Annotated in this window: 12 protein-coding genes and 1 pseudogene; 7 read left to right on the top strand and 6 right to left on the bottom strand. The window is 68.4% G+C overall.

The features are described 5' to 3' along the window. Positions 1–13 precede the first annotated feature (13 nt). The gene (locus ACZZ93_RS04480) at positions 14–1,534 is read right to left on the bottom strand and encodes an ABC transporter substrate-binding protein (RefSeq protein WP_463510550.1); all 1,521 of its coding nucleotides are present in this window, start codon (positions 1,532–1,534) and stop codon (positions 14–16) included. 94 nt (positions 1,535–1,628) lie between these two features. Further along, entirely contained in the window at positions 1,629–2,291 is a 663-nt protein-coding gene (locus ACZZ93_RS04475; protein WP_463510549.1) for an alpha/beta fold hydrolase, read from the bottom strand. A gap of 434 nt (positions 2,292–2,725) precedes the next feature. Here ACZZ93_RS04475 and ACZZ93_RS04470 point away from each other — a divergent pair, with 434 nt between their 5' ends. Genes ACZZ93_RS04470 through ACZZ93_RS04460 form a run of 3 tightly spaced genes read left to right on the top strand, consistent with a single transcriptional unit; the run spans position 2,726 to position 4,431 of the window. Beyond that, positions 2,726–3,208 (top strand): carboxymuconolactone decarboxylase family protein, encoded by a 483-nt coding sequence (locus ACZZ93_RS04470; protein WP_056278311.1) that lies wholly within the window; start codon positions 2,726–2,728, stop codon positions 3,206–3,208. Beyond that, on the top strand, positions 3,205–3,927 hold the full coding sequence (locus ACZZ93_RS04465; protein ID WP_187249459.1) for a tyrosine-protein phosphatase: 723 nt from the start codon (positions 3,205–3,207) through the stop codon (positions 3,925–3,927). The genes ACZZ93_RS04470 and ACZZ93_RS04465 overlap by 4 nt, the downstream gene beginning before the upstream one ends. Positions 3,928–3,960: 33 nt before the next feature. Beyond that, on the top strand, positions 3,961–4,431 hold the full coding sequence (locus ACZZ93_RS04460; RefSeq protein WP_053095701.1) for an SIP domain-containing protein: 471 nt from the start codon (positions 3,961–3,963) through the stop codon (positions 4,429–4,431). Positions 4,432–4,444: 13 nt separating this feature from the next. Here ACZZ93_RS04460 and ACZZ93_RS04455 read toward each other — a convergent pair whose 3' ends face one another. From ACZZ93_RS04455 to ACZZ93_RS04440, 4 genes are all read right to left on the bottom strand, one after another. Then, a complete protein-coding gene (locus tag ACZZ93_RS04455; protein ID WP_053095702.1) occupies positions 4,445–4,891 on the bottom strand; it encodes a hypothetical protein in 447 nt (148 codons plus the stop codon). A gap of 130 nt (positions 4,892–5,021) precedes the next feature. Next, positions 5,022–5,663, bottom strand: a complete 642-nt coding sequence (locus ACZZ93_RS04450) for an arginase family protein (RefSeq protein ID WP_463510548.1) — start codon at positions 5,661–5,663, stop codon at positions 5,022–5,024. 93 nt (positions 5,664–5,756) lie between these two features. Continuing rightward, positions 5,757–6,500: a PspA/IM30 family protein gene (locus ACZZ93_RS04445; protein ID WP_053095704.1), complete on the bottom strand. Its 744-nt coding sequence runs from the start codon at positions 6,498–6,500 to the stop codon at positions 5,757–5,759. Between the two features lie 55 nt (positions 6,501–6,555). Then, positions 6,556–8,604: a TPM domain-containing protein gene (locus tag ACZZ93_RS04440; RefSeq protein ID WP_372984425.1), complete on the bottom strand. Its 2,049-nt coding sequence runs from the start codon at positions 8,602–8,604 to the stop codon at positions 6,556–6,558. Positions 8,605–8,726: 122 nt separating this feature from the next. On the opposite strand from ACZZ93_RS04440, the pseudogene ACZZ93_RS04435 reads away from it, so the two are divergent. From ACZZ93_RS04435 to ACZZ93_RS04420, 4 genes and pseudogenes are all read left to right on the top strand, one after another. After that, a pseudogene (locus ACZZ93_RS04435) lies at positions 8,727–9,565 on the top strand (DUF3097 domain-containing protein). A gap of 43 nt (positions 9,566–9,608) precedes the next feature. Continuing rightward, complete coding sequence (gene trmB, locus ACZZ93_RS04430; RefSeq protein ID WP_463510547.1) at positions 9,609–10,334, top strand: tRNA (guanosine(46)-N7)-methyltransferase TrmB; 726 nt, start codon at positions 9,609–9,611, stop codon at positions 10,332–10,334. Continuing rightward, complete coding sequence (locus tag ACZZ93_RS04425) at positions 10,331–11,224, top strand: CPBP family intramembrane glutamic endopeptidase (RefSeq protein WP_463510546.1); 894 nt, start codon at positions 10,331–10,333, stop codon at positions 11,222–11,224. The genes trmB and ACZZ93_RS04425 overlap by 4 nt, the downstream gene beginning before the upstream one ends. A gap of 28 nt (positions 11,225–11,252) precedes the next feature. Beyond that, entirely contained in the window at positions 11,253–11,645 is a 393-nt protein-coding gene (locus ACZZ93_RS04420) for a DUF1304 domain-containing protein (RefSeq protein ID WP_053095709.1), read from the top strand. Positions 11,646–11,705: the final 60 nt, after the last annotated feature.

The following is an 11,705-nucleotide window of genomic DNA, read 5'->3' as shown; positions in this document are numbered from 1 at the left end:
GACGTGCGCGTCATCACTTCTCGGTGGCCACGGTCACCCCGGCCAGGTTGATGCGGGAGTTGATCGAGTCCTCGGGGAAGCCGGTCACGAGCGGGCTCACGGCCGTGATGGTCGCACCGTTGTACAGCCAGTCCGCCGCGTGGTCCTCGGACACGATGCGCGCGGCTTCGGCGAGCAGGTCCGCGGACTTGTCGGGATCGACCTCGGCCAGCGCCTCGGTGTACAGGCCCTGCACCTCGGCGTTGTCGTAGCCGAAGTAGTAGTCGGGGTCCGCGAAGTTGCCGAAGTCGCGCGGCTCGACGTGCAGCACGAAGCTGAGGTCGTAGTCGTGGTTGGTGTAGACGTCCTCCAACCAGGCCGGGAACTCGACGGAGTCGACATCGAGGGTGACGCCGACCTTCTGGAAGTCCGAGATGAGCACCTTGGGGACCGTCGTTCCGTAGAAGCTGGGGATCGTCAGGGTGAGCTCGAGATCCTCCTGGCCGGCTTCTGCAAGCAACTCCTTCGCCTTCTCCGGATCGTAGGAGACGACATCGGAGAGGTCCTCGTAACCGGGGTCCAGCTCGGGGATCGGTCCGTACAGGGTGGATCCCGCACCGACGGCCTCGACGAGAGCCCCGTGATCGATCGCGAGGCGGAGTGCCTCGCGTACCCGCACGTCGTCGAGAGGCGCCTTGGCGTTGTTGAACGCGAGCGTGGCCTTGTCTGTGGTGCGGCCGGTCGTGAGGGTGAAGTCGCCGGAATCCTCGAGCTGCGGGGCGAGATTCGGGTCGACGGCTGTGAGAACCTGAACCCCGCCGTCGAGAGCGGTGTTCACTCCGGCGGTGAAGTCGGGGATGTACTGGAACTCGACCTCGGCGACTCCCGCCGGTTCGCCCCAATAGGCGTCGTTGCGGGCGAAGGTGATGGCGCTGCCCTTGTTCCACCGAGTCAGGGTGAAGGGGCCGGTTCCGTTCTCGGCGGTCTTGAGGTCGGTCGTGTCGCCCGTCTGGAAGACGAGACCCGCAGGCCCGGTGAGCGAGAACAGGAAGTTCTGGTTCGGCTCCGTGAGCACGATCTGCACCGTCGCGGGGTCCGGGGCGGTGATAGAGGCCACCGAGGCGAACTCGGCGTTGCCCTGCAGCGTCGCGTCCGTGCGGACGGCCTCGTACGAGGCGACCACGTCGGCCGAGGTGAGTGCGGTTCCGCTGTGGAACGTGATGCCCTCGTTGAGGGTGAACGTGTAGGTGAGTCCGTCGTCGGAGACCTCGTAGTCCGAGGCGAGACGGGGCACGATCTCGTTCTCCTGCGTCCGGCTGATCAGACCCTCGTAGATGTTGTCGATGAGGATCTGCTCGAGGGCGGCGCCGCTGGTGTGACGGATGTCGAGATTGGTGGGTTCGAGGACGAGCCCCACCTGGAGCGTCGCGTCGGGATCGGGTTCTCCGACGGGCTCAGTGGTCTCGGGCTCTGCGGCACCTGCGCAGGCGGTGAGGACGATGGCGCTCGCCGCGATGGCGGAGATCAGCGCGAGTCGTCGCGTACGTCGGAACATGGGTTGTTTCCTCTCGGTGCGGCAGTTGCTGTGTGCCGATGGATCGAGCCTAGGGATGTGTCGGGTGGGTGAGGGCGGAATGTGGAACGGAACGTCACATTCCGTGCGGCGGGAGCGAGGACGAGATCACCGCGGCGAGCTGCCCGGGCGCGGTCTCCTGAACGTTGTGGGTGGCCTGGACGGCGACCACGCGGGCCTGAGGCAGACGATCGGCGAACTCCTGCGCATCCGCTGCGGTCACGAAGCCGTCGATGGCGCGGAGGAGCGTGAGGGGTGCCGACGTCTGCGAGAGATCCTGCCAGCCGGTGGTGTGAAGTGCGGACGGCGCCGAGACGTCGCCGCGGTCGTGCGCAGCGAGCGTCTGGGCCGCGAGGTGCGCGAAGTGGTGCTTCCACTCGACGCGGCCGTCGGCGCGCACGCGGGTGTTCAGGAACACGCCCCGCTCGGTGTCAGACCTGGCGCCCCCGAACCCGAACGAGATCGCGCGGTCGACGAGCTCGTCGCGCGTCTCGAAATCCGTGGGGCCGGCGTAGAACTCGCGCAGGGCGGCGGGCCCGGCGGACGTGTCGATGCCCGGGGTGATGTCGACCACGATCAGCTCCGACACGAGGTCGGGACGGGCAGCGGCGAGAGCGGCGCCGGTGAGGCCGCCGAGGGAGTGGCCCACGACCAGCTGCGGGGCGTCCGTCCAGGCGTCGAGCGCCGCGGCGACGTCGAGGGCGAGAGTGCGAGGGTGTAATCGAGGTCGTCGCGCCACGACGAGTCGCCGTGACCGGCGAGGTCGATCGCCAGCACCGGCTGCTGGAGCGCGAGCACGGTCGTGTCCCACGTGTGCGCATTGAGACCGGCGCCGTGCAGCAGTGTCACTCGAGGTGCCTCGTCGCCGAATCGCAGCGCGCTCACCTGGCGGCCGTCCGGCAGGGGCAGCGTCACGCGTCGAACGGACGGTTCGGAGACCCCCATCGTCTGCGCCTGTGCGGGAAGATAGCTGAACTCGCTGGTGTCGATCGCCACCTGCATATTCTGCTCTGCTTCGAGGGTGGTGGGGAAATGCGGGAGCATTATGTTTGCCGTAACCCGGCTCACCCTTGGCGAAAAGGTATCAAATCGGCGCTGTCATTTCGCGCTCTGCATTCTCGCTTCCTGTGAGCGGCTCGCCAGCTTGAGTGCACAACGGAATATCATTGAGCCATGAGCGAGACGCGAGTGCACCTCTCAAAGACCGAGCCGGCGGCCTACCAGGCGCTCGACGCCTTCGCCCGCACCGTGGGAGACATCTGCGCAGCCAACGGGATCGACGATCGGCTCAAGGAGATCGTGATGATCCACTCGTCGCAACTCAACGGGTGCAGCTACTGCACGCGTCTGCATGTGGATCGCGCGCTCAAGGCGGGCATCGACACCGACACGCTCATGCAGATCGCGACGTGGCGCGAGAGCAATGTCTTCAGTGACCGCGAGGAAGCCGCGCTCGAGCTCGCCGAGGCTTTCACCTTCATCTCCGAGGAGGGCATCTCCGACGACGTGTACGACCGGGTCGGTGGAGTGTTCACCGAGAAGGAGTACGCGGCACTGAGCTGGGCCTGCATCTCGATCAACGCCTTCAACCGAGTCGTGATCGCCGGAAGATACCCGGTTCCGCCGCGCTCGCCGCAGGCGCAGGCGCAGGCATGAGCGTTCTCGAGGTCGACGGGGTCAACAACTTCCGCGACGTCGGAGGGATGCTCGCAGACGGTGGTCGGATCCGTTCGGGCGTGCTGTTGCGATCCGGCCAGCTCTCGGCGGCGACCACTGCCGGGGTGAACGAGGTCCGTCGCCGCGTCGCTCACATCGTCGATCTCCGCGACGGCGAAGAGGTCGCCGCAGAGCCGACCGAGATCGAGGGTCCCGACACCACTCACCTTCCGCTGTTCCTCGGATCCGTGCGGTCGTTCTTCGAGACGGACACGAGCCTGGAGGATCTCTATCTGCACCTGCTCGAGGAGAGCGGAGATCGGCTCGTCGCCGCGATCCGCATCATCGCTGAGGGGGAGCCGACTCTCGTCCACTGCACGGTCGGCAAGGACCGCACCGGGGTGACCGTCGCGCTCGCGCTCGCCGCAGTGGGCGCCGACCGTGAGGCGATCGTCGCGGACTACGCGCTCACGGAGTCGCTGCTGCCCGCCGAGCGGTCGCAGCGCATCGCCGCGTACCTGAGGTCGCAGCATCCGCAGGCGGTGCACGCCGTCGCTCTGGCGACGCAGTCGCCGGCACCGGTGATGCGGGCGCTGCTCGAGCAGGTCGACGAACGTTGGGGTTCGGCCGCCGGCTACCTGCGCGCGAACGGGATGACGGACCAGGAACTCGAGGCTCTGCGATGCGCACTTGTGGAAGAAGTCCCCGAGCAAGGTTAGGCAACCCTTCATGTGCTGTATGATGGATGCATCATGGAGACCTTCCTCGAGACCCGCAGCACGCGTGCCGAGCGCCGCGCCGCACGTCGCCGTGCTCACCACCTGGTGACGGCCGACGAGCACTCGCTCACCGAGCTCGAGGTCTTCCTCGCCACTCTGCCGCTGTGCGCGTCGGGTCGGATCTTCATCGAGGTCGCCGACGCGTCCGACATCGGCGTGATCGAAGCCCCTGGACGCATGACAGTCACGTGGCTCGCTCGATCCCAGCGATCGGGCGCACCGGGAAGCGGGCGAGCGTGCGCACCCGGCGAGGCTCTCGCCCGAGCGACCTGCGCATGGGCAGACGAGATGCTCTGCGACGACGAGCTCGACACCCACGTCACTCTTCTCGGAGGCTTCCTCGGCACGGCTGACATCGTCGAGCACCTGACGGGCGCCCTCGAGATCCAGCCTGCTCAGATCCACGCTCCGGAGCGCTTCGGGCTGCTGCCCGTCGACCGCTGAGCGCTTCCGCGCTCTACGGCCGCGACCTGCTGCGGCGCACGTAGTTGCCGTCTTCCAGGCCTGCCTCGATCTCGAAGCGGTTGCGCAGCGGATCCCTGCCCGCGAACAGGTAGAGCACAGGAAGCAGGATGCCGTAGCGCAGCCACTGCGCCTTGTGCACCGCCTCGTGGCGCAGCACGGCGTCGCTCGGACGGGCGTCACCCGTCAGGAAGCAGCCGCCGACGCACACTCCGCCGCGGTTGAACGTCCAGTTCGGCATCCCCTGGAACACCCACAGGCCCGATCGGCGTTCGACGGGACCCGTGCTCCACAGGGACCCCCAGATCCAGCCCACGGACGTGCCCCACCAGTAGCCGATCCGGCTGATCGGCGAACGCAGGAGGAACGCGGGGATCCGGCGGTCGAGTCTCCGACCGCGAGCCACAGCGCGCTCGGCGGCCGGCCGCCAGTCGGACGTCATGCGACGGCTCCGACGAGACGGAGCAGCGCGCCGAGGTCGTCGACCGCGTCAACGGGTGAGCGAGGGGCGAACCCCGCGATGGTGGCGCCCGCCAGCGGCACACGGGACCGCAGTGCGCGGATCGCGGTGCTCAGACTCGCGGGCGAGAGTCCGAACGGTGCGGGGAGGAGACGCCGGCGATCTCCGCAGGGTCGAGCACATCGACGTCGATGTGCACCCATACGCGGCGCGCGCCGGTCGCTTCGACCGCGTCGGCGAGAGCGTCGGGCGATTCCAGATCGTCGACGGAGAGCTGGGCGAGGCCGTCGAGGGCGGTGACCTCGTCGTCGTCGAGATTGCGCATGCCCACCGTGACCACCCGATCGCGGGGGATCCCGGGCGAGAGCGCGAGTTGAGGCTCTCCGTCGCCGAGTACCGCGCGGAGCGCCATGCCGGAGAACGCTCCGGAGGGTGAGGTGTCCGGCGTGTGCAGGTCGGCGTGGGCATCGCACCACACGACGGCCAGGTCGTCGGTTCCGCCGAGAAGAGCCGCCAGGGCGGCGACGGTCACGCTGCAGTCGCCGCCGATGATCACGGTGTCGGCGGTCATGCCGGTTTCGACGAGCTCTCGGGTGCGAAGGAGAGCGCTGAGTCGGCGGACGCCGGTGCCGAGGGATTCACCGGCTTCGACCGGCACATCGAGCACCGTGGTCGCGGCACGCGGAAGGTCGCCGGCGATCGCCGAGGCGCCGTCGACGAGCAGCATCGCGCGAGCGGCGGGGAGCCCTGCCACTGCGGGACGACGAGGAAACGCACCATGGGTGCCTCCAGCTGAGAAGAGGAGCGGGTGCCTCGGACGCGAGGATCCGAGGCACCCGCAGGTGTGTCAGGAGCCTTCGATGGCCTGGCGAGGGGCGGAGCCGCCCGCCTTCAGCTCGGCGAGACGAGCCTCGACCTCGGTGAGCTCACCGAGGTCTTCGAGGCTCTCGAACTGAGCGTCGAGGCTGGATGCCGCGAGCTCGATCTTGCCCTGGGCGAGGGCCTCCTGACGGCGGACCTTGTCTTCGAAACGTCCCAGCTCGCTGGTGGGGTCGAGGACGTTGATCGAGGAGACCGCATCCTGCACCTTCGTCTGAGCCTCGGCGACCTTGGCGCGGGCGAGCAGCTCGCTGCGCTTGTTCTTCAGCTCGCCGAGCTTGTCCTTCATGCCGTTGAGGCCGGACTTCAGCTTGTCGACGATCTCGGTCTGAGCGGCGATCTGCGGCTCGGCCCCGGTCGCCTCGCGCTCGGCGCTGATCTGGCGCTGCAGAGCGATCTTCGCGAGGTTGTCGAACTTGTCGGCATCGGCGGCGTCGCCGGTGGAGCGCATCTCGTCGGCCTTGCGGCTGGCGGCGAGAGCCTTGTTGCCCCACTCGGTGGCGGCCTGGACGTCTTCCTCGTGGTCGCGCTCCAGCAGACGCAGGTTGCCGATGGTCTCGGCGATGGCCGACTCCGCGTCGGCGATGCTGTTCGTGTAGTCGCGAACGAGCTGGTCGATCATCTTCTGCGGGTCTTCCGCAGAGTCCAGGAGCGAGTTGATGTTCGCGCGGACGAGGGTCGAGATACGTCCGAAGATGGACTGCTTGGTCATGCGTGGTTCCTTTCAGAGGGTCGGACTCGATGTCTGGGGTCGATAGGTGTGCGGTTCAGAAGCGTCGCCCTCCCGAACGGCCGCTGCGGCCGCTGGAGCGGCTGCCGCCGCCTCCGCCGAAACCGGAGCTGCGGAACCCGCCGCCACCGCTGGAACGCCAGCTGCTGCTGCGCGAGGAGCCGCCGCCTCCGCCGCCGCCCGAGAGCAGACCGCCGATGATGCCGCCCAGGATGTCGCCGCCGAGGCCGGAACCGCCGGAGCCTGATCCGCCGCCGAAGATGCTGCCGCCGGCGCCGCCCCATCCGCTCTCATAGCGGCTCGGACTCATGGCCGCGACATCCGCCTGGGCGGACGAGGTGGCCTGCCGGGCGAGTTCGAGCGCGCGTCCTGCTTCTGCGAGCGCGGTCTCGGGATCCGACGACCGCAGACTCACGGCCTGAGTAAGGGTCGCGTCGGCCTGGGAGAGGCGGGTGCGAGCCGTGGAGCCGACGGTTCCCCGCCGCGTCTCGATGTACTCGCGCGCTGCTCGGATCTCGGAGCCCGCCTGCGTCAGGGTCTGCTCGAGAAGCTGCTGCACGCGTCGCGCCCGTTCCACGGCCTGGGTGCCCTCCGCGATCGCGGCGTCGATCTGCGTGTTCGCCGCGCTGAGCGCTTCGAGCACGCGCTGCGGACTGCGCGATGCTCCGGAGAGGTCGGCCTGCGCACGCTGCAGCTGCTGCGAGGTTGCGGCCGCGACCGCGGCGAGCGTGCCTCCGGCGTCAGGCAGCTGCTGTGCCGCGGCGATGTCGGCCTGCAGCTCGGCGACGAGAGCCTGCGCCTGCGATTCGATACGGGAGAGTTCGGTGCCCAGCGCGGTGATGGCCTCGACCAGCTGTGTCGCCTGCGCCACCGACTGCTCGGCCGTGCGGATGGCGAACGCCGCCTCGCCGGAGCGACCGGCCGCTATCGCCTGCTGCGCGGCCTCGATCGAGCGGTCGGCCAGGGCTGCCCGCTCCTGAGCCTGTGCCGGGTTGTCGGACACCGTGCTCAGTGCCGATGCGTCGTATGTGGCGGACAGCGCGGCCAGAGCGGGAGCCGCGGAAGTCAGAAGCGGGACGAGAGCGGCTCGCTCGCCGCGGACTCTGTCGAGTTCCTGTGGTGCGTTCTGCTCGAGCTTGCGGAGCGCGTCGAACGCGTCGGTGTTCTCGTCGAGGACGTCGTCGATCTCGTCGCACAGCCGGATGATGCGGATGTGCCAGGCGCGGCGATCGTGGACGGTGTCCTCGATCTCGTCGTCGAGCTTCTGCTTCAGATCGAAGGCCTCGGACATCTTCGACTTCGCGGTCTCGACTGCTCCGCTGAACTCGGCGGTCGCCGCGTCGCCGAACTGGGCGACGGCGAAGCCGAGCTCCTCGCGGCTCGAGGTGATCGCATCGTCCGCCTGCACGAGTGCGGCCCCCGCCTGCGTCTCCACCTGCTCGTCGGTCAGCGTGGAGAACGGATCGTTCGGATCGGGCGTCTCGGGCATGGCGCCACGCCTGCGGATCGCGGCATTGCGACGCGCGCGGCGAATGAGGGCGATGATCAGCCAGATGATCAGGCCGACCGCGATGACGGCGACCACGATCAGTGTGGCCCGTAGAGCGCCCGCACCGCCGTCGCCCTCGATCTCGTCGGCGGCGAGGACGATCATGCCCTCCCAGTCCTCCTGTGCGGCCAGACCCTGGATCTTGTCTTCCACGTCGTCGAGCTTGCTGTCGCTGAGCGGGCCGTCGGGTGCTGCCGAGATGTAGTAGCTGCGTCCCTCTACCGCGATCGCGAGCAGGTACTGCTCGGAGCCGAGGTTGTTGTTCTCTGCGACGGTATCGGCCCAGGCGACGTTGTCGGTCGGCGAGGTGAAGTCATCGACGAGGACGACGAAGAGATCGGACGAGGAATTGTCGCTGAGCGTCTGGAGTCGAGCCTCGACGGCGTCTTCTTGGCTCGGGCTGAGGACGTCGGCGTCGTCCGTCACGTATCCCGAGTCGAGCGTCACGGGGTCGGTCGCGGAGGCAGCAGATGCGGAGAACGCGGCTGCTGCAGCCGCCGCAGTCAGTGCGGCCAGCGCCAGCCACCGTGTCTTCATCGTGTTCCCTCCGACCGGCAGCCGAGCCCCATGGCACGAGTCTATGCACAGAGGCCGACACGCGACACCTTCCGAGCGGGGATAGCCGTTCGCCCTCAGCGGAGACACATACGCTGGATGGCATGGACGACAGGTACGGATCCGATGTGCTCGCTGCCGGCTGGAGGGAACGAGCAGCCAAGCCGGTGCCGCAGGTTCCCGCCGAGCTCGATCTCGTCGTCGAGGTGGCGCAGGACGGATTCTGCGGAGCGGTCACACGGGTGCAGGGCGGCAACGTCGAACTCGAGGACCGGGTGGGGCGCAAGCGCCTCTTCCCGCTCGGAGGCGGGTTCCTGATCGACGGATCACCGGTGCGGCTCACGGTCCCGGCCGCGAAGGAGCAGGGCCTCCGACGCACGGCATCCGGCTCGTTCGTCGCCGCCGATCAACGAGCCAGGGTCGCGCTTCCCAGCCGGATCCTGGTCGAGGGCAAGCACGACGCCGAGCTGGTCGAGAAGGTATGGGGAGCGGACCTGCGGGTCGAGGGCGTCGTCGTCGAGTTCCTGCAGGGAGTCGACCTGCTCGACGAGCTGCTCGCCGCAGAGCCTCCCAGCGCATCGCGCCGCTACGGGGTCCTCGTGGATCACCTCGTGCCCGGGTCGAAGGAATCGCGCATCGCCGACGCCGTCGCCCGGGGTCCGCACGGCAGGCATGTGAAGATCGTCGGCCACCCGTTCGTGGATGTCTGGCAGTGCGTCACCCTCGGGCTCTCGGTATCGCGAGATGGCCGGAGATCCCCCGGGGCACGGACTGGAAGACCGGGATCTGCCGCGCATTCGGGTGGCCGTACGAGACGCAGGCGGACACCGGTCGCGCCTGGCAGCACATCCTGTCGAAGGTGCACACCTACCGCGACCTCGAGCCCGCGCTCCTCGGTCGGGTGGAGGAGCTGATCGACTTCGTGACGGCACCGGCCTCCTGACAGGCGGTCGGTGGCGTTCAGCGCCGCCGACTACCCTGGAAGCATGCCCGAACCCCGCACCTTCCGCGACGAACCGGTCTCCTTCGTGCGCCGCAGCGGCCGGATGTCCGATGCTCAGGAGCGCGCGTTCGAAGAGCTCGGACCGCACTACCTCCTCGACGTGCCCCGCGATGTCGCCTGGACCTCGGTGCACCCGGAGGCGCGTCTCGATCCCGCCTCCGAGTACGGGCGGGATGCGGACCTGTACGTCGAGATCGGCTCCGGTCAGGGGCACGCCATCGTCGCCGCCGCATCGTCCCGCCCCGACGACGACTTCCTCGCGGTCGAGGTCTTCCGCGCGGGCCTCGCCAGGACCATGCTCGACGCCGACCGCGAAGGCGCTCGCAACGTCCGCGTGGTCGAGGCGAATGCGCCGGAGGTGCTCTCGTCGTACCTCCCCGAAGCGGCAGCGGCAGAGGTCTGGATCTTCTTCCCTGATCCGTGGCACAAGAAGAAGCACACCAAGCGCCGTCTCGTCCGCCATGGGTTCGCCGACACCGCCGCTCGCGCACTCCGTGACGGCGGTCTGCTCCGCCTCGCGACCGACTGGGAGGACTACGCGCTGCAGATGCGCGAGGTGCTCGACGCGGAGCCTCTGTTCGAGCGCGCCTTCGACGGCGACTGGGCCGAGCGATTCGATGGACGCGTCATGACCGCATTCGAACGCAAGGGGATCGCCAAGGGGCGAGACATCCGCGATCTCGTGTATCGGCGGAAGTCGCGCGCGTGATCACCGCGCAGCGCATCTCGGCGACGTGGCCGGCGGTCGTCTCCGCGCTCTTCGTGTGCGCTGCGGCACCGGCGTTCTTCGTGGTGCAGATCCCGTGGCTCGGCTGGGCGCTGCTCGCACTCGGCGTCGGGAGCGCGTGGCTCATTGAGCGCCGTCTGCCGGTGACGGCGGATCAGACGGTGCGCGTGGGCACGCGTCGAGAGAGCGCCCGAGTCGTGGGGACCAGCCGTCAGCCCTCGCTCACCAGGGACCTGTCCCTGATCGCCCTCGGCATGCTCATCGTCAGCGTGATCCCGCTCGCGGCAGAGCTCGACAACCTCGCGATGCTGCGGTTCACGCTCGCCCTCGGCGGCGCGGTGGCGGTTCCGTACGTCGTCTCCCGCTTCGTGTTCCGCGACCGGGCGATCGGCTTCCCCTGGCGGGCGCATCGCCGGTGGGGGCGCCTGCAGTGGGGCTGGCTCGTCGCCGTCCTGGTGCTCGGCTGGCTGATCCTGCCGTTCTACTTCATCACCAGCGGCGTCTATCAGAACTGGCCGGTCGTGGACTCGCCCGACCTCATCGCCCGGCTGTTCGTCGGCGTCGGAGCGGTCGGCATCTGGGACGAGCTGTTCTTCATCTGCACCGTCTTCGCCCTGCTGCGCAGGCATTTCCCCGACGCCCTCGCCAACGTGCTGCAGATGATCGTGTTCGTCTCATTCCTGTGGGAGCTGGGCTATCGCGAGTGGGGACCGCTGCTGACCATCCCGTTCGCGCTGCTGCAGGGGTTCATCTTCATGCGGACGCACTCGCTGGCCTATGTCGTCACGGTGCACCTGCTGTTCGATGCGGTGGTGTTCGGGGTGCTCGTACACGCCCACAACCCCGGGCTTCTGCCGATCTTCCTGATCTAGCGCGAGCGGACATCGATACGATCGAGTCATGCTCATCGTCGGACTCGTCCTCGCCGCGGCCGCTGCCGCCTTCCACGTCTTCATCTTCGCGCTCGAGTCGCTGAGATGGACAGAGCCCGAGACGAGGAAGATCTTCGGCGTCGCGAGCGAGGCGGACGCCCTCACGACGAAGGCGCTCGCCTTCAACCAGGGCTTCTACAACCTGTTCCTCGCGCTGACCGCGCTGCTCGGCGTCGGCTTCGTGATCATCGGCTTCACAACGGTGGGACTGACTCTCGTGTTCGCCGGAACGGGGATGATGCTCGCCGCCGCACTGGTGCTGATCCTCTCCGATCGCACGAAGGCACGCGCCGCAGTGATGCAGGGCACGCTGCCGCTCCTCGCCGTGATCGCGACCGCGATCGCCGTCTCGATCGGCTGATCTCGGTGATGTGCTGATCGTGTCCGAGGGTGACAACTCGCCCGGTACGGGCCACACTCG

Source organism: Microbacterium sp. AC026 (assembly GCF_979258475.1).
The sequence above is the reverse complement of the archived record's forward strand: the minus strand, read 5'-3'. Positions and strand labels throughout refer to the sequence as shown.

Bases quoted from the DNA above. Each gene is read 5' to 3' on its own strand.
- ACZZ93_RS04480 (WP_463510550.1), bottom strand. From the start codon at position 1,534: ATGTTCCGACGTACGCGACGACTCGCGCTGATCTCCGCCATCGCGGCG.
- ACZZ93_RS04470 (WP_056278311.1), top strand. From the start codon at position 2,726: ATGAGCGAGACGCGAGTGCACCTCTCAAAGACCGAGCCGGCGGCCTAC.
- ACZZ93_RS04465 (WP_187249459.1), top strand. From the start codon at position 3,205: ATGAGCGTTCTCGAGGTCGACGGGGTCAACAACTTCCGCGACGTCGGA.
- ACZZ93_RS04460 (WP_053095701.1), top strand. From the start codon at position 3,961: ATGGAGACCTTCCTCGAGACCCGCAGCACGCGTGCCGAGCGCCGCGCC.
- ACZZ93_RS04455 (WP_053095702.1), bottom strand. From the start codon at position 4,891: ATGACGTCCGACTGGCGGCCGGCCGCCGAGCGCGCTGTGGCTCGCGGT.
- ACZZ93_RS04445 (WP_053095704.1), bottom strand. From the start codon at position 6,500: ATGACCAAGCAGTCCATCTTCGGACGTATCTCGACCCTCGTCCGCGCG.
- ACZZ93_RS04440 (WP_372984425.1), bottom strand. From the start codon at position 8,604: ATGAAGACACGGTGGCTGGCGCTGGCCGCACTGACTGCGGCGGCTGCA.
- trmB (WP_463510547.1), top strand. From the start codon at position 9,609: ATGCCCGAACCCCGCACCTTCCGCGACGAACCGGTCTCCTTCGTGCGC.
- ACZZ93_RS04420 (WP_053095709.1), top strand. From the start codon at position 11,253: ATGCTCATCGTCGGACTCGTCCTCGCCGCGGCCGCTGCCGCCTTCCAC.